The sequence below is a fragment of the Longimicrobium sp. genome (genome assembly GCF_048594345.1).
GTDB lineage: Bacteria > Gemmatimonadota > Gemmatimonadetes > Longimicrobiales > Longimicrobiaceae > Longimicrobium.
In genome coordinates this window covers 1-21,631 of the sequence record NZ_JBMDXM010000055.1, presented here as the reverse complement: position 1 = coordinate 21,631, position 21,631 = coordinate 1, and the positions used below count along the sequence as shown (strand labels likewise).

The window sequence follows — 21,631 nt, the reverse complement described above, 5'->3', positions numbered from 1 at the left end:
CAGCACGGCCAGGCCGTTGCGCAGCACCACCTGCACGGCGCGGCTCAGCACCAGCCGCGCGCGCGACTGCTCCGGACTCACCTCGGCGCCGATCACGCGCAGCGAGGCGTCGCGGTTGCCGGCGTGGTACCAGCTGTTCACCGCGCCCGCCACCTCTTCCAGGTACGCGCAGATGGAGTGCGGCGTGTGCGCCTCGGCTGCGGACTCCACCTCTTCCGGAAAGCGCAGCAGCAGCTTGACGAGGTCCGCCTCGCTCTCGTGGGAGAGCAGCGCCAGGTCCGCGGCCTCGGGGTCCAGCGCGGCCGGATCCACTTCCGCGCGGCGGAAGATGGAAGAGAGGCGCGCGTGGGCGTACTGGATCTTGTAGACCGGGTTGCGGTCCGACTGCTCCAGCGCCAGGTCCAGGTCGAACGTGAGCTGGGCTTCGGCGCGGCGCATGAGGAAAAAGTAGCGTGCCACGTCCACGCCCACCTCGTCGTACAGGTCGCGCATGGTGACGTAGTCGCCGGCGCGCTTGCTGAACTTTACCTCCACGCCGCCGCGCATCACCAGCACCATCTGGTGCAGCACCCACTCGGGGTAGCCGGCGGGAAGCCCCAGCGCCCGCAGCCCGGCGCGGACGCGTGCGGTGGTGCCGTGGTGGTCGCTTCCCTGCACGTTGATGGCGCGGTGAAACCCCCGCTCCCACTTGATGACGTGATACGCCACGTCCGGCAGAAAGTAGGTGGGATGGCCGCTGCTCTTGACCATCACCCGGTCCTTGTCGTCGCCGAACTCCGTGGTGCGCAGCCAGACGGCGCCCTCGTGCTCGTACACGTGGCCGCTCTCGCGCAGGCGGCGGATGGTGTCTTCAACCCGCCCCGACGTGTACAGCGACGACTCCAGGAAATAGTGGTCAAAGCGGACGCGGAACCCGTCCAGGTCGCGGTTCTGCTCCGCGCGCAGCCGCTGCACGGCGTACACGCGGATGGCGTCCAGCGCCTCGGGGGAATCGTCGCCGCGAAAGCGCTCGCCGTGCTCGGCCACCAGCTCCGCGGCGATCTCGCCGATGTAGGTGCCGTGGTAGCCGTCGTCGGGGAACGGCACGTCGTTGCCCAGGGCCTGCTGATAGCGCGCCCACACGCTGCGGGTGAGCTTGTTGATCTGCTCGCCCGCGTCGTTGTAGTAGAACTCGCGGTGCACCTTCCACCCGGCCCACGCCAGCAGCTCGGTGATGGCGTCGCCCAGGGCGGCCTGGCGGCCGTGGCCCACGTGCAGCGGCCCGGTGGGGTTGGCGGAAACGAACTCCACCATCACCGGCTGCCCCTGCCCCGCGTCGGACTTTCCGTACGCGTCGCCCTCGCGGACGATGCGGACCAGGCCCTCGCGCAGGTAGTCGGTGCTCAGGCGAAAGTTGATGAACCCCGGCCCCGCCACCTCGGCCGACCGGATGCCGGCCCCGGCGTGGTCGATGCGGCCCACCAGCTCCTCGGCGATCTGCCGGGGCGCCTTGCGCAGCGGCTTGGCCAGCGTCATGGCGACGTTGGTGGCCCAGTCGCCGTGCTCCGGGTTGCGCGGACGCTCCAGGATGACGGGAACGGCTTCCTCGACGCCCATGTCGCGCAGGGCGCGCTCGATCTCCGACTGCAGCTTGTCGACCGACATCTACTCGCTCTTGCTCCCCCCGCCCGACGACGACGAGGACGAGCCGGATGATTTGGATTCGGACTTGGGAGCCGCGGCGGGCTCGCTCTTCGATTCACCGCCGGACGACGAGGACGAGCCGCCCTTGTCTCCCTCAGCGGCCTTTTTGTAGCCTTCGCCGCGGTAATCGGTGATGTAGAAGCCGCTCCCTTTGAAGACCAGGCCGGCGCCGCCGGAGATCTTGCGAATGGCTTCGGCGCCGCACCGGGTGCACTCCATCACCGGCGGGTCCGACATCTTGCCGAACTTCTCGAACTCGTTGCCGCACTCGGGGCAGCGGTACTCGTACGTGGGCATCCTGCTTGTCTTCCGGCGAACGCTTGTTCCTTTTCTTCACAAACCCGCGTAAGGTACACCGCCGAGGCACCTGCGGCAACGGAAGGGGAACGGATAAACGGTGCGGAGCGGCTCGGACGGGCCAGCGCGAGGGGCACGCCCCCTCCGGGCGAGCACCACTCGCCCACCTCCCCCAAAAAACCCTGGGGGAGGTTGAGGTAGGGCTGAGGAGGGAGTGCTTCGGCTGGCTCTGAGTTGGCCCCCTCCGGGCCGGCACCACCGGCCCACCTCCCCCGAAACTGCCGGGGGAGGTTGGGTGTGGGAGCAGGCGGCGGTGAGCTGCGGACAGGATGGTGCGGGATGGTGAGCGCCCCCCTCCCCGGCCCTCCCCCGCGCAGTTTGCGGGGGAGGGAGGTGCGACGCACCTCAGGAAACGGGATCGAAGTTCTCCCCTCTCCGTGAGGAACGAACGGGGAGGGGCCGGGGGAGGGGCACCCGCGGACGCAGTTCGAAGCACGCCGAATGACCTCCATCCATCCCCCGCCTTGAATCTCCCCGTCACATCCGTCCGTAGCCGACGCAAAGCCGCGGCAGAGCGTCCACGGCTGAACATCAACCGTCAACGATCCATGATCCTACGAGTTTTTGCCGTCGCCGTGCCGGTGGTGGCGTGCGCGGGGGGCGCGGCGGCACAGGTCGACTCGCCCGTCAGCTATACGGTGGCGCCGGTGATGGAGGGGGCGGCGCTCAGGGCGCTGGCCGTGGAGATCCGCTTCGCGGGGGATGCGGACGGGGAGACGCGGCTGGATCTTCCCGGCCAATGGGCGGGCACCGACTCGCTCTGGAAGCAGGTAGACGAGGTGCGGGTGCAAGGCGCCGCCTCCGTTCGCGAGGCGGGGGCGGAGGCGCGCATCATCACGCATGCGCCGGGGGCGGCGCTGGCGGTGCGGTACCGCGTGCGGTCGCCGTACACGGAGGAGCCAGGGTTCGGCTATGAAAAGGCGCTGCCGGTGATCCTTCCCGGCTGGTTCTTCTTCCACGGCGAGGGCGTGTTCGCGGCGCCGGAGGGGCGGGAGGATGCGCCGGCGCGGTTCGCGTGGAGCGGCTTTCCCGCGGGGTGGAAGATGGCGTCGGACCTGGACCACCTGGCCGGGGCGCGGCCGGGCACGGTGACGGACGTGGTGCAGAGCGTGGCCATCGGCGCGCCGGACCTTACGCTGGTGCGGCGCGAGATCGGCGGGGCGCCGCTGCAGGTGGCGATCCGCGGGGAGTGGGACTTTGCGCCCGAAGCGTTCACGGAGGCGGTGATCGGCGTTGTCCAGGCGGAAAACGCGTTCTGGGGCGACGCGGGGCGGCCGTTCGTGGTGCCGATGGCGTCGATGGGGCCTTCGGCGCCGGGACTCTCGTACACGGGTACGGGGCGGGGGGACGCGTTTTCGGTCGCATCCACCGCCGGGTTTCCGCTGGGCGACGCGTCGCGCTTTCTGGCGCACGAGTACATGCACACGTGGATCGGTGAGGAGATCGGCGGCTCGCCGGACGACGCGGCGAGCGCGTTCTGGATCACGGAGGGGTTCACCGACTTCTACGCGGGGCGCGTGCTGCTGCGCGCGGGCCTGTGGACGCCGGCCGAGTACGTCGCCGAGCTGAACCGGGTGCTGATGCGCAACGCCAACTCGCCCGCACGCGCGATTCCGAACGCCGCTATCGGCGAGAAGTTCTGGACGGACAACAACGTGCAGCAGCTTCCCTACGACCGCGGCCACCTGCTGGCGCTGCTGCTGGACCACCGCATCCGCGCGCACACCGGCGGCCGCGCCGACATGGATGACGTGATGCTGGCGCAGCGCGCGCTCGCCCGGCGCAACACGCAGGCCCAAACGCCCGTGGACGCGGCGGCGCTTTTCCCCATCGTCGCGCGGCAGGAGCTGGGGATGGACCTGGGGGCGGAGCTTGCCCGGCACGTGGAGCGCGGGGAGCCGGTGTCGCTGCCGGCAGACCTGTTCGGCGGTTGCGCGCGGGTGGGGACGATTACGCAGCCGGAGTTCCACCGCGGCTTTGACCTGGCGGCCACGGAGGCGAACGGGATGGTGATCACGGGGATGGATCCCGCGTCGCCGGGCTACGCGGCCGGGATGCGCGACGGGATGCGGATCATCCGCCGCGAGGCCGGCACGCCCGGCAATTCCGCGGTGGAGATCGCGTACCGGGTGAATGACGCCGGCACCGAGCGCGTCTTCCGCTACCTGCCCCTCGGCAGGGGCAGCGTCAGCATCCAGCGCTTCGTACTGACGCCGGAGGGCTCGTCGGAGCGGTGCGTGCGGCTGATGAGCGGCGCGTGATCGGCGAGGGCGGCATCGGGATCCCGGCCGACGCGTGCGGATGGTACGCCGCGGCGCAACTCGTGGGGCGTGCGGGCCGTAGAGATGCATGCCGGGGCGGATGGATTCCGAAGCCGGCCGGGATGCGGACGATGCCGCGGCCCGTTCCCACAAATCCGGGAGGCTCCCATGCTGCACGTGGTAAAGATGCTCGAGCGCCGCTATCCCGAACACGCGGGTACGATCACCCGCACGCTCCTGCTCGCGTCCGGCAGCGCCCTCCTGGCCGGCATCGGGATGCTGATGGCCGGCTGACGGAGCGTCGGGATGGATGAATACGAAGACGGGGCACTCCGTGGAGTGCCCCGTCTTTTCGTTGCCGGCGCATGGATGCTCGTTGAGTGTCTGATCCGGTAACGTGCCGTCCGCCCGCTGGAGCGAATAAATTCGCCGCTGGAAAATCGCAAAGTCCGCCTGCGCGGACTCGGCGGCCCGGCGGTGTGCGGCGGCCCAGGCACCCGCGCGTCCGCAACAGGAAAAATCAACGGATTTCCGCAGGGCACGGCACGAGAAAACTCCGTTCACTCCGTTGACTCCGTGTGAGGCCCATCACTTTACCGCCCGGTCGCCCCGGAGCCGTTCGACGCCCCGAGCTGGCGAACGCGGGCGCGGAACGCCTGGTATTCGCGCGTGTCGTCGATCAGGCGCTCGCGGTCCACGTTGAGCGTGCCGATAAGGGTGCGGGCGTTCTGCACGCGCTCCTGGCTCGTCGGATGGCTGGCGAACCAGCTGTCGAGAAGGCCGGGCTGCCGCTGCTGCTGCTCCAGCAGCGTTTCGAAGAAGGTGGCCACACCCTCGGGATCGTACCCCGCGGCGGGGAGCGTCTGGATGGCGCGCTGGTCGGCCTCGCGCTCCGCCTCGCGGCCGTAGCGGGCGAACACCGCGGCGCCGCCGGCCTGGATGGCGACCTGCTCCACGATGCCGGGGTCGCGGCCAAGGATCACGTAGATCAGGCTTATCAGGGTACCGGCGCCCTGCTGCTTCTTCATCTGCTCGATGCCGTGGCGCTCGGTGACGTGGGCGATCTCGTGCCCCAGCACCCCCGCGAACTCCGACGCCTGGTCCGCGCTCTCGATGAGCCCGCGGTTCACGAAGATGTGGCCGCCGGGCACGGCGAACGCGTTCACCTCCGGCGAATCCACCAGGTAGAAGGTGTAGTCCCGCCCGGTGGAGTCCGCGCGCGCCACCAGCGCGTCGCCAAAGCGGTTGAGCGCGGCGACGGCGGCGGGGTCGCGGATCAGCGGCATCTCGCGCTGCACCTCGACGGCAAAGGCGGCGCCCAGCTCCGCCTCTTCCTGCAGGCTCACGCTGCCGCCGCCGCACGCGGCGAGCGCGGGCGCCATCAGCGCGGCGCAGAGAAAACGGCGTTGGGTCCTGCGGTTCCGGTCCGGCATCGGGCGTACCCTGCAATCACGTGTGCGCGCAACAAGTTGCACCGGCACACTTCACGATGCGCGCCATTACGGATTCTCGCCGTGCCACCGGCGCGCTTCGCCGAACAGGCGCTGCAGTCCGTCGCGATCACCGTTCATGACGGCGCGCTGCACGGCGGATAGCTGGGCGCCCATCATCGCCATGGCGGACGCGAGGGCGTCGGCGTTGTCGAGCACGATGTCGGCCCACATGGCGGGGTCGCTGCCGGCCAGCCGGGTGACGTCGCGGCCGCCGGGGCCCAGCTGCGCGCGGGGCATGCCGGTCTGGTGGATGGCGAGTGCCAGTGCGGTAGAAACCAGCTGCGGCAGGTGGCTGGTCCAGGCCAGCCGCACGTCGTGCGTGTCCGCATCCATCACCTCCGGCTGCCCGCCGACGCTCGCCCACAGTGCCGCCGCCAGCCGCATCGCGTCGCCCTCCGTAGAGTGCGTGCGGCAGAGAAAGACGCGCGCATCGGCGAACAACCCCGTGCGCGACGCACCCCACCCGCTGCGGTGGTCCCCCGCCAGCGGATGCGAGCCGACGAACCGCGCGCCGATCCCCAGCGCCTCCGCCGCGCGCACGATGGACGTCTTGGTGCTCCCTGCGTCCGTGATCAGCCGTACGCCCCCCAGGTACGGCGCCAGCTTTCGCAGCACCTCCGCGGCGGCGAGCACGGGCACGGCGACCACGACCGCATCCGCCTGATGGACGTCCCGCAGGTCATCCGTGAGCGGATGATGGACGACGCCATCCGCCACCGCCGCGCGCAATCCATCGGCATCCGCGTCCCATCCCAGCACGCGGACTCCCTGCCCCGCCACGTCGCGCGCCAGCGATCCGCCGATCAGTCCCAGCCCGATGATGGCGACGGTGCGGAATTGCGGATCCTCAACATCCATCGATTGCCTGAACGGATGGGGGGTCAGATCCGCCGCGCGACGGACCTCCAGGGTGAGACGACAGATTCGCCGTATGGTAGTGCGAAGCCTCCCTCACGACCAGTCATCGTGAGGGAGGCTCCGCGCTGGATTTTGCTTGGACGATGTGCCCTGGTGCCGATCGAAGGGCCTTGCCGACAGAACCGTAGGGCTGGGTCTCGCGCGACCCGACAGAGATCCTTCGGTCGCGCGCAAGCTTATGCGGTTATGAAAGTTGCGGGCGTGCGCTCCCTCAGGATGACAGTGGGGGCTGCGTTGGGAGCAGGTGAGGTTTGGCTGTGCCCCGCACACCGCCAGGAAGTCAACACTGGTGTGGCGTTGGCCCCAAGGGGGCGGCCGTCCGCCTCACACCCTCACACCCTCACACCCTCACACCCTCACACCCTCACACCCTCACACCCTCACACCCTCACACCCTCACACCCTCACCTTCCATCTGCACGCGGCGACAGAGGCCGACAAGGTGCCAGAAGACGTACCGCACGTCCTCTTCCGCCAGGCCGCTCTCGCGGGCCAGGGCGCTGGCGCGGCGGACGACGGCAGCTTCGCGCGGCGGGTCAAGCGTGGGCATGCCCAGCGCGCGCTTGACCGGGCCCACCTGCCGCGCCAGCGCCACCCGCTCCGCGATCAGCTCCACGATGGCGCGGTCGACGCGGATGATCTCGTCCCGAATGCGCTCCAGCTCCGCCGCGGGGGGCGGAGCCGCGGCGGGGGGAGCTTCGAGGGACTGCACCGTCACGCGGCCTCCGCCCGGGCGATCCGCGGCTCGGCCACGGTGCGGCCGGCGGCGTGGGCAAAGGGGCGAATGGCCTGCATCAGCGAATCGAAGCCCGACAGCGTGAGCGACTGGTCGCCGTCCGAAAGCGCCTGCTCCGGCGACGGATGCACCTCTACCACCAGCCCGTCGGCGCCCGCGGCGATGGCGGCGAAGGAAAGGGGCGCCACCAGGTCCGTGCGGCCGCCGGCGTGGCTGGGATCCACCATCACCGGCAGGTGCGTCTCGGCCTTGAGCACGGGGATGGCGGCGATGTCGAGCGTGTTGCGCGTAGCCGTCTCGTAGGTGCGGATTCCCCGCTCGCACAGAATCACGTCGCGGTTGCCCTGCGCCATGATGTACTCCGCCGCCATCAGGAACTCCTTGACGGTGGCAGACATCCCGCGCTTGAGCAGCACGGGCCGCTGCACGCGCCCCACTTCGGAAAGGAGCGAAAAGTTCTGCATGTTGCGCGCGCCGATCTGCAGCACGTCGGCGTACTCGGCCACCAGCTCCACCTGGCGCGTGTCCATCACCTCGGTGACGATGGGCAGCCCGGTTTCCGCGCGCACCTCGGCCAGCATGCGGAGCCCCGCCTCGCCCAGCCCCTGAAATGCGTACGGGCTGCTGCGCGGCTTGAAGGCGCCGCCCCGCAGCAGCTCGGCGCCGGCGGCGGAAACGGAGCGGGCGGTCTGCCGCAGCATGTCGCGCCCCTCGACGGAGCACGGCCCGGCGATCACCGCCAGCCCCCGCCCGCCAATCTGCACCCCCTTGCCGATGCGCACGATGCTGGCGCCGGGGCTGAACTCGCGCGAAGCCAGCTTGTACGGCTTGAGCACGGGATGCACCGACTCCACGCCGGGAAGGATGAGCAGCGCGGCCTCCTGCAGCAGCGACTCGTCGCCCAGGCAGCCGATGATGGTGCGCTGCTCGCCGCGCGACACGTGCGTGCGCATGCCGAGCGTCTCGACGCGCTCGCGGATGTGGTCCACTTCGGCGTCGGTTACGCCGGGACGGGTGACGATGATCATGGTTCTTTCCCTCGGGGTGCGTGGGGGGCCGATGGGGAGGGCCAAACAGCCGGGCCCCCGGCGATGTGCGGGAGCCCTGGTACCTTGCGAGCGGATCTACACGCGCACGGCCGGCCCGGAACTCCCCGTGATAAACAGGTAGTCACCGTAGTCGCCGTAGCGGCGGAAAGGGTGCGTGTGGAGGCTCGTTGATCTCACCGTAATTCCTTTCCCGACCAAAGGCAAGTGTTTCAGTGTGCCCTTTTTATTCAGATCTCGCCGTGGCGCAATCAGCGCGATCCTGCGTAGCCGACTGGCAATGAAAAAGGCTCCCGAAACCGTTCCGGGAGCCCTGGATGCCTGTTCTGCGAGCGGGTGCTACACGCGCGCGGCCGGCCCCGGACTCCCGATGGGAAATCCGTAGTCGCGGTAGCCGCAAAACATGGTGAGCGCGTCGATGGTCATGGCTTCAACGGTAACGGGAAAGCGCGCGGGGCACAATGGCATTCTCGACCCCTCGCGTGGGGGAGCCGACCACGGATCCGGACGCTGATTCCCGTGGCTCCGTCTGGCGTCCGGATTCCGGACGTCGTACGAAAATCGCACGTCGGGCACTCGGACTGTCTCCACGTGTGCAGCAAGCTGACCGGGCAGCACGGAAAATCGTGAGGCCGGATGCGCTGCCCTCTACGAGCCGCGACAGTCCACGGCTGGATGTCGGAAATCCGGGCGGCGGACCCACGGTCCACCACGACGCAATCCCACCTCGTAAGGCTTTTTGCGGATTGAGGTTGTGAGTATTCGCGGGATCGGCATCTCCCTTGCCTTCGTCCGCGCCATCCTCCCGTTCCACCTCTCGAACTCCCCGCAGAACATGCCTTCCCCTGCCGCCGCGCCCGGGTCGCCCACCGACCGCTGGCTTCTGGACGTGTTTGTCCGCGATCATCACCCACTCGCCCAGGCCGCCGCCGGCAGGCAGGCCCCGAGCGCCTGGGAAGCGCTGGAAGCCGCCGGCGTGCCTCGCGCCGAGGTGGCCGCCGCGGCGGAGCGGCACTGCGGCGTCCCGTACGTTCCGCTCGCGGAGGTGGATGCCGGGACGGCGGAGCTTCTGCCGCGGCGGCTGGCCAGGCGCTTCTGGGCCGTGCCCGTGGAGGTGCGGGACGGGATTCTGCGCGTGGCGTGCGCCGACCCCCTGGCGGGGTGGGCGGACGAGCTGGCGTTCGCCACCGGGCGGCGGGTGCTGTTGGGAATCGCACACCCCGGCGAGCTGCGGGAAGCGATGGGCCGGCTGTACCCGGAGCAGGACGGCGGGGGCTCACGGGTGCCCGTGCTGAGCGGCACCGCCGAGCAGATGCAGGCCCGCATCCTTCGCGAGGCGCTGGCGCAGCGCTCCAGCGACGTGCACCTGGAGCCCAAGGAAGGGGCGCTCCTGGTGCGTTTTCGCGTGGACGGACTGCTGCACGACGCCCTGCGGGTACCCGGCGAGGCGGCGCCCGCGCTGGTTAGCCGGTTCAAGGTCACCGCGGGCGTCGACATCTCCGACCGCATTCGCCCCCAGGACGGGCGCTGCACGGTGACGCTGGAAGGCCGGCGGGTGGACCTGCGCATCTCGACCCTGCCGCTGGAGCAGGGCCAGGAAAAGGTGGTGGTGCGGCTGCTGGATTCCGGCGCGGGCGCCGTGGACCTGGCCTCGCTGGGCTTTTTGCCGGCGGAACTGCACCGGGTGGAAAAGCTGCTGCAGAGCCGCGAAGGGATGGTGCTTGTAACCGGCCCCACGGGGTCCGGCAAGACGACCACCCTGTACTCCGTGCTGCGGCGGGTGCAGGGCAGCACCAGCAACATCACCACCATCGAAGACCCCGTCGAGATCCGCCTCCCGGGGATCAACCAGGTTCAGGTAAACGAAAAGGCGGGGCTGACGTTTGCCTCCGCGCTGCGTTCCATGCTGCGCCAGGACCCCGACGTGATTCTGGTGGGCGAGGTCCGCGACGGCGAAACGGCGGGGATCGCCCTTAAGGCGAGCATGACCGGCCACCTGGTGCTCTCCACGCTGCACACCAACGACGCCGTCGCGGCCGTGGCCCGCCTCACCGACATGGGGGTGGACCTGGGCGCTCTGTCGGGCGCGCTCAAGGCGGTGGTGGCGCAGCGGCTGCTTCGCCGCCTGTGCCCCGACTGCTGCCGGCGCGTAGAGCTTGCCGAGCTGCCGGTGGACCAGCAGGCGCTGCTGTCGGGGCGCGACACCCGGAACCTGCGCACCGCCGCCGGGTGCGCGCGGTGCCGGTACAGCGGCTTCGCGGGGCGGATGGTGGTCCCGGAGGTAATGCTGGTCACCGCCGAGATGCAGCGGATGATCGCTCGCGGAGCGGAGTACGCGGAGCTTGCGCGCGCCGCGGGCGAGGGCGGGATGATGACGCTGTGGCAGGCGGGCCTGGAGCGCGTGCTGCAGGGCATGACCTCGCTGCACGAGCTGCTCGACAACGTCGCCGCGCCCCTTTGCGCCGCGGAGGCATCCTCGCAGTCCGACGTGGACACGCTGCTGGCGCAGCTGCTGGGCGCCGCCGCCGCGCCGGCTCCGACAGCCGTGCCGGCTGCCTCCGCGCTGACCCCTGCCGCTTCCGAGCCCGTTCCCTCCGCCCCCGCGGTGGTCCCCGCCCGCCGGCCGGCGGGGGAGCGCATCCGCGTGCTGGTGGCCGACGACGATCGCGAGGCGCGCGGGGCGTTGCGCGGCGCGCTGGAGGCGGACGGCTTTGGCGTGATCGAGGCGGCGGACGGGGAGTCCGCGTTGAGCTATGCGCAGCGCCTGCGACCGGACTGGCTGGTCACCGAGATCGCCCTGCCCCGCCTGGACGGGATCTGACTGCTGCAGGCGCTGGCCGGATCGCCCACGGCGGTGGTGGTCTACACTTCCCAGACCGACGCGGCGCTGCTGGACTGGGTGCGCGAGCTGGGCGCGGTAGAGGTGCTGGACCGCGCCGTCGACGTCCGCCTGCTCACGGCGCGCCTGCAGGCGCAGGCGCGAAACGCCGCGTAGGCCGACCGATCGAACGCGGAACTGGGAGGAATCTCACGCGATCGGTCGCCTGACCCATGAGCCGCGAGAGCCCCGGCGCGACGATGCGTCGGGGCTCTCGCCATGTGGGGTGATCCGGCCGCCCGTCTACGGCCGGAACTCCGTCTCCTCGCACCTGGGACACGGCGGCAGCGTATCCGTGTCGTCGTCCAGGACGACGGTCTTCCCGCAGTTCGTGCACGCGTAGGTGCCCTTCCCCGGCTTTTCACCCGTGGTCGACATCGTCATCTCCTGAACAAGGGGTAACAGGCCGGCGGACGTCAGAACACCACCGCGCCGGCCCCGGCGGCGGCACTCATCCACAGCAGGACCGCCAGTCCGCATCCACTCGCTCCGCGGGGATGCAGCATCATGAACCGGTCTACGCTAAGGTTCTGCACGGTCGTGAGCTGGCCATGGACGGACGAGAACGCCACGAGGTCCCTGGCGCGAAGCTCAAAGTCCTGGTTCTCCTCCCGAACGAACTCGACCAGATCGTCTCGCCCGCTGAGGTCTTCGACGCGGACGGTGAACGAGCGGATGCCCATCTGCTTGTTCCCGAGCGACCGTTTGGACCGGACGCGGACAACGCGGGTGTCGAACGGGTTGGCGCAGGCCGCGCACGTCAGCTGGCCAACGCCGTGGGAGGGTATCAGGTACAGCGCCTGATCCTCACAGTGCGGACAGGCGAGCTTGACGCTCTCGCTGGAGGGAGCCACGTGCTTTCCCGGTGCGTCGCCCGCGGTGACGGGGTCGCCGCACGCCGGGCAGAAGCGGGCTCCGTTCGGAATCGAGGTGCCGCAGCGGTTGCAGATCAGCATCGGGCAAGGAGGCGGTAGATGTAGATTCTCCGATCAGCGCATCCGTTCCCTGCGCTCCGGATTACAGAGGGACAGCCGGTGCGGGGATTCCCGACCGTCGATGGAATCCGCCAGGATGCGGGCGCCGCCTGCGTACAGGCGTCCTCTGAAATCCGCTTCTCCGTCGTTCGCCGCTACCGATTCCACTCCCCGTCGCGTGCGGAGGAACGCAACTGGCGTGGGCGCGCGTTTCGCGTTTCGCCGGATTTTCGGATCCACCACCTGCACCACCCGTCTGGAGACGCGGATGCTGGACCCTTCGCGCGGCCCCGACGCCGCGCCGCCCCAAACAGAGATCGACACGGCCGGCCTGCACGCGCGCATCCGCGAGCTGGAGGCGCAGGTCCGCGCGCTGGAGGCGGAGCCGTCGCTGCGCGGCCGCGAGGAGCGCCTGCGCCTGACGGTCATCGCGGCGCAGGTGGGGATCTGGGAGCACGACCTGGCGGCGGACCACTTTCTCATGGATCCACGCGCGCAGGCGCTGTACGGCCTGGACGAGGTAACGCCGACGGCCGGCTTTGTCGCGCGCATTCACCCCGGTGACCGCGAGCGCCTGCTGGGCGAGATCACGGCCGCGCTGGACCCGGACCGGCGGGCGGCGGTGAGCACGGAGTACCGCGTGGTGCACCCGGACGGCACGGTGCGCTGGCTGCGCGTGCAGGGGCGGGTGGAGTTCGATGGCGACGGGCACGCCGCGCGCCCACTGCGGGGGCTGGGCACGGTGCAGGACGTGACCGCGCACCGCGAGGCCGAGATCGCCCTGCGCCAGAGCGACGCCCGCTACCGCACCCTGTTCGATTCCATCGACGAGGGGTTCTGCGTGGTGGAGATGATCTTCGACGCGCGGGGGCAGCCGGCGGACTACCGCTTTGTGGAAGCCAATCCGGCGTTCGTAAAGCACACCGGGCTGCCGCCGGACGCGGTGGGCCGGAGAGCGCGCGAGATGCTGCCCGGGCTGGAGGAGCACTGGTTCCAGGCGTACGGCCGCGTGGCTCTGACGGGCGAGCCAAGCCGCTTCGAGAGCGGGTCCGAGGCCATGGGCCGCTGGTTCGACGTGTTCGCCTTTCGCGTGGACGAGCCGGAGCAGCGGCGGGTGGCCATCCTGTTCACCGACGTAACCGAGTACCGCCGCGCCGAGCTGGAGCGCGAGGCCCTGCTGCGCGATGCCCAGGCGGCCCGCGCCGAGGCCGAGGCGGCCAACCGCGCCAAGGCGGATTTTCTGGCCAGCATGAGCCACGAGCTGCGCACGCCGCTCAATGCCATCGGCGGCTACGTGGAGTTGCTGGAGCTGGGGATCCACGGCGCACTGGCCGAGGCGCAGCGGGGCGCGCTGGGCCGCATTACCGCCAACCAGCGGCACCTGCTCACGCTCATCAACGACATCCTTTCCTTTGCGCGGCTGGAGGCGGGGAGCATCGAGTTCGACGTGCACCCGCTCAACGCGCAGGAGGTGCTGGCGAGCGTGGAGTCGCTGGTGGCGCCGCAGGCCGAGGCGCGCGGCGTGGCGTACACCTCCGAGCCGTGCGACCCGTCGCTGTGTTTCCTTGGGGATGCCGAGCGGGTGCGTCAGGTGCTGCTGAACCTGGTGGGGAACGCCATCAAGTTCACCGGGGCCGGCGGATGGGTGGTGCTTTCCTGCGCGGCGGACGACGCGTGGGTGGAACTGCGGGTGCGGGACAACGGCGTGGGGATTCCGCCGGAGGAGCAGGAGCGCATTTTCGACCCGTTTCAGCAGGTGGGCCGACGGCTCAGCCAGCCGCAGGAGGGCGTCGGACTGGGCCTAGCCATCAGCCGCGATCTTGCCCGCGCCATGGCTGGCGACCTGACGGTGCAGAGCGTGCCCGGCGAAGGGAGCGTGTTCGCCCTGCGCCTGCCGCGTGACGTGGGCGCCGCGGAGTGAGTCCCCGACTCCGCATAAGAATTGGCCTCACATAGAGTTAGTACCAGTTTCCGGCGTCTTCATCCAGAAAATCTTGCGCGATACCGTGATAGACAGAGCGGTGCCGACACGGGAGGCGCGGCATATTTGCCGGAGACTGACCGCGCCCTGCTTCACTCCTCGGTGCTGGAGCGAGCGCATACTCCCTCAGGAACTGATTCTGCCGATGGCTCGGACACAGCTGCGCCTGAAAGGCATCGATGGACGCATCGCGTATCTCGGGTGGTGGGTGGATGGCGCCCACGGTGCAAGGTAATGGTATGGTGACTCATACATCAGCACTAACACCACCGGCCCGGGCTTGTTGATGTTGGGGCGTGACTACTTTCGGGCGTGTACACATCGTTAAATCAGCACGCTCACAGCCTTTGCGACATGAGAAACCGCTGTTCGCAAGATATCTTCAGAAACTTCACACGATCCTACTGAGCCATCTGCCAGCGTCCATACTAAGGAGCGTCCCTGTATGAAATTGCTGAACGTAGCGCCACCTTCCGGAGCAAGTGTAGGCACGGGTTGCGGGATGATTACTTTCTTTTTCTTCCCCATGCCCGCTAATCCCCGCAACCGATCTTCCATGTGTGCAATCGAATCCCGAACTTCCTTGAGAGTCGGAAAACTAGCGTCATAAGCCTGCGATATCCGATCCAAGTCCGGTCGTAGTGCTCCGATCTCTACCGCAAGGGTTTGTAGAAACACCCCAATCATCCGAAGCGCGAGTACAAACGTCCGGGCGTGCATTTGCGGAGCTATGCTGAAATACGAGTGCGGCCGGTCATTTGGGAGTACAACTCTCGCAAGCATCGCCGCAACCTCAGGCTCGTCCTGCCACCACTCTGACGGCATCGTTGCGTCTCGGTAGATCACAGCCCGTTCGAACAAATCCAGCGCAATTGCGGCCTCAGCCACTGTTGTCTGCAATGCATGGGTTAGACGAAACACATTGCGCCGCGTCTCAAATCCAGCGTCAGGGACCATCTCAAAAGGAAGCTGGATTTCAGGAGCGTACATCATGATTCTGTTCGAAGGACAACAAGAGAGTACAAGGAAATTGTGGAGGAGCATGCGGAGAATAAGAGGGGATTGTGCAACATCACAAGAGCGACACGCCTGAAGCTAAGTTGCCCGTCCTCATGTGGACGTCCGGCACTGTAGCAACGCTGGGCTCTTGCATCCCACGAAGAACGCACGTCCGTCAGCCGGTCACGCGCGCCAACTGCTCGCGGAGGATCTGCAGCGCCAGGTCGATGGTGCGGCGATGGGTGCGGAAGGAGAGGGCGGCCATGCGCAGCGTGAACCGCCCATCCAGCATGGTGGACGAGAGAAAGATCCGCCCATCGGCGCGAATGGCCTCCACGATGGCCTCGTTGACGGCGTTGGCGCGCTGCAGGTCTACCCCCGCGGGCGCCCAGCGAAAGGTCACGATGGACAGGTCCGGCTCCGGCCCCACCTCGAAGCCCAGCGCCCGCACCTCGTCGTAGAAGTAGCGCGCCAGCAGTAGCTTTTCCTCCAGCGCGGCGCGGAACGGCGCGGTACCCAGCAGCACCAGCGGCAGCCACATCCGCAGCGCGCGCCACGGCTTCGATAGCTCCGGCGACACGTCCGCGGGCGATACCTCACCCGGATCCGCGCGCAGGGCGTCCTGCATGTAGCTGCCGGTGCCGGCGTGCGCCTCGGCCAGCGCGCCCACGTCGCGCACCAGCACCATCCCCGCGCCCCAGGGCAGGAACAGGCTCTTGTGCGGGTCAAGCACGGTGGAGTGCGACCGCTCGATCCCCGCCAGCACCGCCCTGCCCTGCTCCGTCATCATGAAGAACCCGCCGTACGCCGCGTCCACGTGCAGCCAGCACCCCTCGCGCTCGGCCACGTCGGCCAGCGCGTCCAGCGGGTCCACCGCGCCCGTGTCCGTGGCCCCGGCCGCCGCCACGATCAGCCAGGGCCGCAGCCCCGCCGCCCGGTCCCTGGCGATCGCCCGCGCCAGTGCGTCGGGGCACATGCGGAAGCGCTCGTCGAGGTCCACGTGCCGCACCGGCGCCTCGCCCAGCCCGGCGATGCGCAGCGCTTTTTCCACCGCGTGGTGCGCCTGCGTGGTCAGGTAGACCACGGCGCGGGCGTAGTCGGCGCCGCGCAGGCCGTGCGCGTCGCGGGCGGCGGTGACGGCGGTGAGCGTGGCCAGGCTGCCGCCGGACGCGATGGAGCCGCCCGCCTGCGCCGGATACCCCACCAGGTCCGCCGCCCAGCGCACCAGCTGGTTCTCCATCCGCACCGGGCCGGGGCCGGTAAAGAAGATCCCCGCGTACTTGTTGGTGACGGCGGCCAGGTAGTCCGCCAGCGCGCTGTGGTAGATGCCGCCGCCGGGGATGTACGCCAGGTGCCCGGGCGACGCGGGATGCCCGCCGGGGCGGATGGCCTCGCGCTCCAGCAGCTCCATCACCTCCGCCAGCGGCGCGCCGCGCTCGGCGATGGGCAGGTCCAGCAGCCCCGCCGCGTCCCCCGGCTGAAAGGCGTGCAGCCCATCCACCCGCCGCAGAAAGCGCTCCGATTCCGCCAGCACCGCGCGCCGCAGCCGCTTGCGCGCCGTGGTGCCCGGCTCCAGCACCCGCGACGCCCGCTCCAGCCCGCGCAGCCGCGCCAGCACCTCCGCCCGCGCGGCGTCCGCCTCTTCGCCTCCGGCGCCTGCCCCTACCGGCGTGCCGCCCTCCTGCTCGTTGCCCGTCATCATCGAGGCTTCACCGAATGCTCAAGGGGCGACCCGTGGCCGTGCCGTTTCAGCAACATGCGTTGTTCCAGAAGATGTTCATCTGCGCTTCCCGGCTGAATCCGGTTTCTACCCGCTCGTGGGGCGCGTTGCAGTACACCCCGTGCACGTCAAGCCGCGCGCGATCCCCAGCGGCTCCACGTGCGCCACCCACCGCCCTCATCCACGATCGCGTCCAGCGCGGGGGAGCACCGCATCAGCGGCGTGAGAGGTCGGATTTGAACGCGCCGAAGCTAACGCGCGCCCTCGCCGCCGCACAATCCAGATGGCGGCGGCCCGGCGAACAGCGAGAGCCCCGGCGCGCGAGATGGCGCCGGGGCCCTCGTCATCTTGATTCGTCGCGGATCAATCGGACAGGAGTGAGGGAATGCGGGCGAGGGCAAGGTCGTAGCCGGATACGGTGCGGATCTGCGCGGGATCGCGCGGGTCCACGCCAAAGTTGTGCAGCCGCCGGACCTCCCGCACGGTAACGCCACGCAGCCCGGTTTCGCGCAACGCGGCCACGAACCGCCCGGGCACCTTGTGGATGTGCATCTCCAGAATCTGCGCGGGATCGCGGAGCGGCATCCCCGCGCTGGCCAGCTCGCGTACGTACGCGGGCCGCACGCCGTGGTTGTGCAGAATGCGCAGCGGGCTGGCACGCGACACGTCCACGCCCGCATCGGCCAGCTCGCGGATGAACGCCGCCGGCACTGCGTGGATCCACAGCTCCACCGCATCGGCGGGCGCGTCGATCGGCGTCCCGGCGCGGCGCACGTCGCGGACGAACGCGGGCGTGACGCCCTGGATCCACAGCGAAACGGCCTCGGCCGGCAGATGCAGACGCAGCCCTGCGTCGCGCATCTCGCGGACGTACGTGGGGGTCACCCCCAGGTTCCGGAGCCGCCGCAGCGCCGGGACGCTCAACTCACGCAGCCCCGCCGCGGCCATCTGCCGGTCGTAGTCCAGCGTGTCCGCCCCCGTCCGCGCAGCGATCGGGGACACGTTGGGCGGCGGGGCGCTGGTGGTTGCCGAAGGATCGGCCTCGGCGAGCGGCGACGTTTCGGCATCATCCGCCGCCCCCGCGACAGGCGCCCCCACGGCGGGCGGTGGATGGGCGCCAGCCGCAACCGCGGGGCGCGCGGTGGTGCGGCTCTCGATCACCTCCCCCGCGTCCGCGGCGGAAGCGGGAGCCGGGCGCAGCGGCACGATGCAGCCGACTGCGGCGACGAGGAGGAGAGGGAGCGCGGCGAGGGGCCAGCCGGCCGAATCCGCAGCCGGAGCGGCGTGCGTCAGGCGGCGGAGGCGCGACGACAGCTCGGAGCGGCCGCGAAACAGGGCGGGCGCGGCGTCCGTGGATGGATGCGCGTACAGGCGGGCGGTTTCCAGCAGGGCGCGGGCGTAGGAAAAGCGCTCGGCGCCGGTGCGGAGCACCAGGTCGTCGGCGGCCTGCTCCTGGGCGCGCAGGGCGGCGCGGCGGGCCATCCACACACCGGGGTGGAACCAGAACAACGCGCAGGCGCACTCCCCCACCCCGCACCACAGCGCGTCGCGCCGCCGCACGTGGACAAGCTCGTGATGCAGCACCGCGTCCAGCCGGTCCCCCGGCCACCCCCGCGCCGATACCGGAAGCACGATCACGGGGCGCAGCACGCCCCACGTTGCCGGCACCGCGTGCGGCGGCATCCGCAGCCGCGGCGTCCGCATCCCCAGCCGTGCCGCGACCCGCGCCAGCCGCTCGCGGCACACGTCGTCATTCACCGCGTCCGCGGCGATCGTCCGCCGCCGCCACACGCCCGCCGCCATCCGCATGAAGCCGATCGCGCAGCCGCACGCCCAGACCGCCAGCAACAGCGCGCCCCACGGAACCTGGCGATCGGGCGTGGGACGCGGCGGACGCGCCGGCGGAGCCTGGGCCGCGGGTCCGGCGAGGTCGATCGGCGGAGCAAGGAGAGTGGATCGATGTGGATGCGACGCGGCCGGCATTGTCCACGCCGGCACGGCGGGCGTACGGAGCCACGCCGGCGTGCGTGCGGGGACGGCCAGGTGCAGCACGGGAAGAACGAGGAGCGTGGCAAGGAGGGCCGTCCACAGCGCGTGCAGCACCCGGGCGGGCGCGCGACGGCCGGTGGCGGCCAGCAGCGCGCCTGCGGCCAGGATCGCCGTCGCCTTCAGGACGATCAGGGCCAGGTGGATGCCCGGCGCGCTCACGCGTCCCCGCCCCGCCGCGCGCGCTTTTCCGCTTCGTCGATCTCGGCGGCCAGGCGGTCCAGCTCTTCGGGGCGCAGCGAGGGATCGTCCAGGCGCAGCAGCGCGGCCATGGCCCGGGCGCGCGACCCGCCGAAGACGGTGCGCACCAGCCGCGAGACGGCGGAAACCTGCGCATCCACCGGCGGCGTGGCCAGCTCGTACACGTAGCGCCGGCCGTCCTCACCGTGCTGCACCAGCCCCTTCTGCCGCAGCACCCGCAGCGCCGCGCGCACGGCATCGGTCGTGGCGCCGGGCACCGCGTCCGTGATCTGGGCCACGCTGCCGCGCCCCACCCGCTCCAGCGCGTCCAGCACCGAGCGCTCGCGATCCGTAAGGGAGAAATAGAGATCGTCGGTCATGGTCGGTCTGCGGAGAAGCGCGGCGGCAGCGGACGATTCGCAGTGTGGTGGAAATTCCACCGCTCCGCAAGGCCGCCCTGTTCCCGCGTGTGTAATCGTTGACGCGGGAGCCCTGCTGGTGTAATCTCCACCATATGGTGAATTTTCCACCACATGAATCAATCGTAGTGGAGAGCAGACGCATGCGGAACGGATCGCGCGGCCGCTGGATGCGGGTGCTGGTGGCGGGAGTGGTGGGGATGCACGCGGCTTCCAGCCCCGCGAGCGCCCAGGCGGTGCTGGACAGCGTGCTCGGCGGAAACGTGTTTCCGCTTCGCGTGGAGACGGGCGGCCAGCTTTCCGGCCCCGGCGCCGCGTGGATCGAGACTGCGGCAAAGGGCGCGCACTTTGTGGCCATCGGCGAGAACCACAACACGCGGGCCATCCCGGAGCTCACCGTAGGGCTGTTCCGGATGCTGCACCAGCGCGAGGGATTCGACTACCTGGCGCTGGAGGAGGGGCCGGAGATCGGCCGCCTGCTGTCGCGCGCGGTGCGCGGAGGCGAGGCGGACGGCGCGTTCCGGCTGGGGCTGCGCTACCCCTCCGCATTCCACATGTACACGGAAGATGAGCTGCGGATGATCGACCGCGTGGCGGCGATCTCCACCGCGCCGGATCCCGTGTGGGGGCTGAACCAGGAGTTCGCGGCCGCGCACGTGCTGGAGCGGCTGATCGCGCTGGCGCCGGACGAGCCGGCGCGCACGCTGGCCCGGGAGCAGCACGGCCACGCGCTGGAGCACGAGGGCGAGCGGTACGCGCGGAACGTCTCCTGGCTGGGCGGCGTGGCGAAACCGGCCGGCTTTCAGGCGCTGCGCGAGGCGTTCCGCCCGGAGCCGGGATCGGAGGCGGATGCGCTCATCCACCAGCTCGCGCTGTCCAACCAGGTGTGGTCGCCGTACAACACGCAGCCCTCGCCGCACTTTACCGCGTTCCATCAGTCCGGCTGGCTGCGCGAGCAGAACATGAAGACGCTGTTCGCCGGCGCCTGGCGCGCGGCGCACGCCGCGGCGGGCCGGCCGCCGCGCGTGCTGGTAAAGTCGGGCCACGTGCACCTGGGCCGCGGCATCGGCCCCAACAACGAAGTGTTTACGCTCGGCAACTTTCTCTCGGAGCAGGCGACGTTCCAGGGCGGCCACTCGCTGCACCTGTACGTGGTGCTCAACTGGCCGGACCTGCCCGAGAGCTTTCTTGCCCCGTTCGTAAAGCACGTCACGCCCGGGCAGGACGTGCTGTTCGATCTGCGGCCGCTGCAGCCGTGGGCGTTCCACGGCCAGATCCCCGGACTGGACGCGCGGCTGCGGCGCATGCTGACGGGCTACGACGCGCTCATCATCCTGGGCGACACCGCGCGCGGCTCCATCGAGGCGCTGCGCACCCCGCGCTTTCGCCCCTATCCCGACGGCGGCTGACGAATCCGCGGGGAAACGGCGCTCACGCAGAGACGCGGAGGGCGCGGAGGCGCGGAGCGGGTTCTCCGCGCCTCCGCGTCTTCCGCATACAACGTCGATTTGCCTGAGGCTGGACGGTGTGTGCCAAATCTCACCTGCTGCCCAAAGCGGCACGGTGTCATCCTGAGCCTGAGGGAGCGCGCACCTCCGTAAATTCCTCAACCACTTAAGCTTGCGCGCGACCGAAGGATCTTTGTGGGGTCGCGAAACTCAGCCCTCGGGAGCCGTTCAAGTCTCCAGGCCAGGCAAACAAGGTCCTTTGGGCGCGCCCAAGCCATTGTGTGTAGCACGAGTTCGCGCGGCGTTCCCTCAGACTCAGACGGTGTTGCTAAACCCTACCACAGCGTTGACTTCCTGAGAGCGTGTTTAAGAATCTGATATCATCCGATTCTGCGGACCATCACTTGGATCATCGCGAGGTAGATCATCCCCTCGCTTGAGGAGGTTAGTTCCTCATAATCCTTGCTCAACCGGCGATACTGATTCAGCCAT

General features: G+C 69.7%; 20 protein-coding genes. 6 read left to right on the top strand and 14 right to left on the bottom strand.

Annotation, left to right across the window (positions count from 1 at the left end):
• Together argS and ACOJUJ_RS07055 are read right to left on the bottom strand one after the other, a co-directional pair.
• Window positions 1–1,644, bottom strand: a 1,644-nt coding sequence (argS, locus tag ACOJUJ_RS07060; RefSeq protein ID WP_420126152.1) for an arginine--tRNA ligase, incomplete at its 3' end; no start/stop codon positions are given.
• On the bottom strand, window positions 1,645–1,980 hold the full coding sequence (locus ACOJUJ_RS07055) for an FmdB family zinc ribbon protein (RefSeq protein WP_420126151.1): 336 nt from the start codon (window positions 1,978–1,980) through the stop codon (window positions 1,645–1,647).
• Between the two features lie 608 nt (window positions 1,981–2,588).
• On the opposite strand from ACOJUJ_RS07055, the gene ACOJUJ_RS07050 reads away from it, so the two are divergent.
• Both ACOJUJ_RS07050 and ACOJUJ_RS07045 read left to right on the top strand, forming a co-directional pair.
• Entirely contained in the window at window positions 2,589–4,301 is a 1,713-nt protein-coding gene (locus tag ACOJUJ_RS07050; protein ID WP_420126150.1) for a M61 family peptidase, read from the top strand.
• 168 nt (window positions 4,302–4,469) lie between these two features.
• Entirely contained in the window at window positions 4,470–4,595 is a 126-nt protein-coding gene (locus tag ACOJUJ_RS07045; RefSeq protein WP_420126149.1) for a hypothetical protein, read from the top strand.
• 299 nt (window positions 4,596–4,894) lie between these two features.
• On the opposite strand, the gene ACOJUJ_RS07040 is transcribed toward ACOJUJ_RS07045, so the two are convergent.
• From ACOJUJ_RS07040 to ACOJUJ_RS07020, 5 genes are all read right to left on the bottom strand, one after another.
• Window positions 4,895–5,683: a M48 family metallopeptidase gene (locus tag ACOJUJ_RS07040; RefSeq protein WP_420126148.1), complete on the bottom strand. Its 789-nt coding sequence runs from the start codon at window positions 5,681–5,683 to the stop codon at window positions 4,895–4,897.
• Between the two features lie 117 nt (window positions 5,684–5,800).
• The gene (locus ACOJUJ_RS07035; RefSeq protein ID WP_420126154.1) at window positions 5,801–6,718 is read right to left on the bottom strand and encodes a prephenate dehydrogenase; all 918 of its coding nucleotides are present in this window, start codon (window positions 6,716–6,718) and stop codon (window positions 5,801–5,803) included.
• Window positions 6,719–7,100: 382 nt separating this feature from the next.
• The gene (locus ACOJUJ_RS07030) at window positions 7,101–7,430 is read right to left on the bottom strand and encodes a chorismate mutase (RefSeq protein ID WP_420126147.1); all 330 of its coding nucleotides are present in this window, start codon (window positions 7,428–7,430) and stop codon (window positions 7,101–7,103) included.
• On the bottom strand, window positions 7,427–8,476 hold the full coding sequence (gene aroF, locus ACOJUJ_RS07025; protein ID WP_420126146.1) for a 3-deoxy-7-phosphoheptulonate synthase: 1,050 nt from the start codon (window positions 8,474–8,476) through the stop codon (window positions 7,427–7,429). Before aroF ends, ACOJUJ_RS07030 begins: the two co-directional genes overlap by 4 nt.
• Before the next feature lie 357 nt (window positions 8,477–8,833).
• Window positions 8,834–8,962 (bottom strand): hypothetical protein, encoded by a 129-nt coding sequence (locus ACOJUJ_RS07020; protein ID WP_420126145.1) that lies wholly within the window; start codon window positions 8,960–8,962, stop codon window positions 8,834–8,836.
• Between the two features lie 367 nt (window positions 8,963–9,329).
• Between ACOJUJ_RS07020 and ACOJUJ_RS07015 the strand changes: the two genes are divergently transcribed.
• Both ACOJUJ_RS07015 and ACOJUJ_RS07010 read left to right on the top strand, forming a co-directional pair.
• Window positions 9,330–11,315 (top strand): ATPase, T2SS/T4P/T4SS family, encoded by a 1,986-nt coding sequence (locus ACOJUJ_RS07015; protein WP_420126144.1) that lies wholly within the window; start codon window positions 9,330–9,332, stop codon window positions 11,313–11,315.
• A 36-nt stretch (window positions 11,316–11,351) separates the two neighbouring features.
• Window positions 11,352–11,489 (top strand): hypothetical protein, encoded by a 138-nt coding sequence (locus ACOJUJ_RS07010; RefSeq protein WP_420126143.1) that lies wholly within the window; start codon window positions 11,352–11,354, stop codon window positions 11,487–11,489.
• A 126-nt stretch (window positions 11,490–11,615) separates the two neighbouring features.
• Here the strand turns inward: ACOJUJ_RS07010 and ACOJUJ_RS07005 are convergent, their stop codons facing one another.
• Together ACOJUJ_RS07005 and ACOJUJ_RS07000 are read right to left on the bottom strand one after the other, a co-directional pair.
• A complete protein-coding gene (locus ACOJUJ_RS07005) occupies window positions 11,616–11,750 on the bottom strand; it encodes a zinc ribbon-containing protein (protein WP_420126142.1) in 135 nt (44 codons plus the stop codon).
• A gap of 38 nt (window positions 11,751–11,788) precedes the next feature.
• Window positions 11,789–12,328 carry a double zinc ribbon domain-containing protein gene (locus ACOJUJ_RS07000; protein ID WP_420126141.1) on the bottom strand — a complete coding sequence of 180 codons (540 nt, stop codon included), beginning with the start codon at window positions 12,326–12,328 and terminating at the stop codon, window positions 11,789–11,791.
• Window positions 12,329–12,614: 286 nt separating this feature from the next.
• On the opposite strand from ACOJUJ_RS07000, the gene ACOJUJ_RS06995 reads away from it, so the two are divergent.
• Window positions 12,615–14,267 (top strand): PAS domain-containing sensor histidine kinase, encoded by a 1,653-nt coding sequence (locus ACOJUJ_RS06995; RefSeq protein ID WP_420126140.1) that lies wholly within the window; start codon window positions 12,615–12,617, stop codon window positions 14,265–14,267.
• A gap of 384 nt (window positions 14,268–14,651) precedes the next feature.
• Here the strand turns inward: ACOJUJ_RS06995 and ACOJUJ_RS06990 are convergent, their stop codons facing one another.
• From ACOJUJ_RS06990 to ACOJUJ_RS06975, 4 genes are all read right to left on the bottom strand, one after another.
• Window positions 14,652–15,320, bottom strand: coding sequence for a hypothetical protein (locus ACOJUJ_RS06990; protein WP_420126139.1), 669 nt, complete (start codon window positions 15,318–15,320; stop codon window positions 14,652–14,654).
• Window positions 15,321–15,501: 181 nt separating this feature from the next.
• A complete protein-coding gene (locus ACOJUJ_RS06985; protein ID WP_420126138.1) occupies window positions 15,502–17,028 on the bottom strand; it encodes a pyridoxal phosphate-dependent decarboxylase family protein in 1,527 nt (508 codons plus the stop codon).
• A gap of 381 nt (window positions 17,029–17,409) precedes the next feature.
• On the bottom strand, window positions 17,410–19,254 hold the full coding sequence (locus ACOJUJ_RS06980; RefSeq protein WP_420126137.1) for a M56 family metallopeptidase: 1,845 nt from the start codon (window positions 19,252–19,254) through the stop codon (window positions 17,410–17,412).
• Window positions 19,251–19,652 (bottom strand): BlaI/MecI/CopY family transcriptional regulator, encoded by a 402-nt coding sequence (locus ACOJUJ_RS06975; protein ID WP_420126136.1) that lies wholly within the window; start codon window positions 19,650–19,652, stop codon window positions 19,251–19,253. Before ACOJUJ_RS06975 ends, ACOJUJ_RS06980 begins: the two co-directional genes overlap by 4 nt.
• A 182-nt stretch (window positions 19,653–19,834) precedes the next feature.
• Between ACOJUJ_RS06975 and ACOJUJ_RS06970 the strand changes: the two genes are divergently transcribed.
• Window positions 19,835–21,100, top strand: a complete 1,266-nt coding sequence (locus ACOJUJ_RS06970; RefSeq protein ID WP_420126135.1) for a hypothetical protein — start codon at window positions 19,835–19,837, stop codon at window positions 21,098–21,100.
• A gap of 419 nt (window positions 21,101–21,519) precedes the next feature.
• Here the strand turns inward: ACOJUJ_RS06970 and ACOJUJ_RS06965 are convergent.
• Window positions 21,520–21,631, bottom strand: a 112-nt coding sequence (locus tag ACOJUJ_RS06965) for a transposase (protein WP_420126153.1), incomplete at its 5' end; no start/stop codon positions are given.

Bases quoted from the DNA above. Each gene is read 5' to 3' on its own strand.
- ACOJUJ_RS07055 (WP_420126151.1), bottom strand. From the start codon at position 1,980: ATGCCCACGTACGAGTACCGCTGCCCCGAGTGCGGCAACGAGTTCGAG.
- ACOJUJ_RS07050 (WP_420126150.1), top strand. From the start codon at position 2,589: ATGATCCTACGAGTTTTTGCCGTCGCCGTGCCGGTGGTGGCGTGCGCG.
- ACOJUJ_RS07045 (WP_420126149.1), top strand. From the start codon at position 4,470: ATGCTGCACGTGGTAAAGATGCTCGAGCGCCGCTATCCCGAACACGCG.
- ACOJUJ_RS07040 (WP_420126148.1), bottom strand. From the start codon at position 5,683: ATGGCGCCCGCGCTCGCCGCGTGCGGCGGCGGCAGCGTGAGCCTGCAG.
- aroF (WP_420126146.1), bottom strand. From the start codon at position 8,476: ATGATCATCGTCACCCGTCCCGGCGTAACCGACGCCGAAGTGGACCAC.
- ACOJUJ_RS07020 (WP_420126145.1), bottom strand. From the start codon at position 8,962: ATGCCATTGTGCCCCGCGCGCTTTCCCGTTACCGTTGAAGCCATGACC.
- ACOJUJ_RS07015 (WP_420126144.1), top strand. From the start codon at position 9,330: ATGCCTTCCCCTGCCGCCGCGCCCGGGTCGCCCACCGACCGCTGGCTT.
- ACOJUJ_RS07005 (WP_420126142.1), bottom strand. From the start codon at position 11,750: ATGTCGACCACGGGTGAAAAGCCGGGGAAGGGCACCTACGCGTGCACG.
- ACOJUJ_RS07000 (WP_420126141.1), bottom strand. From the start codon at position 12,328: ATGCTGATCTGCAACCGCTGCGGCACCTCGATTCCGAACGGAGCCCGC.
- ACOJUJ_RS06995 (WP_420126140.1), top strand. From the start codon at position 12,615: ATGCTGGACCCTTCGCGCGGCCCCGACGCCGCGCCGCCCCAAACAGAG.
- ACOJUJ_RS06990 (WP_420126139.1), bottom strand. From the start codon at position 15,320: ATGATGTACGCTCCTGAAATCCAGCTTCCTTTTGAGATGGTCCCTGAC.
- ACOJUJ_RS06985 (WP_420126138.1), bottom strand. From the start codon at position 17,028: ATGATGACGGGCAACGAGCAGGAGGGCGGCACGCCGGTAGGGGCAGGC.
- ACOJUJ_RS06975 (WP_420126136.1), bottom strand. From the start codon at position 19,652: ATGACCGACGATCTCTATTTCTCCCTTACGGATCGCGAGCGCTCGGTG.
- ACOJUJ_RS06970 (WP_420126135.1), top strand. From the start codon at position 19,835: ATGCGGAACGGATCGCGCGGCCGCTGGATGCGGGTGCTGGTGGCGGGA.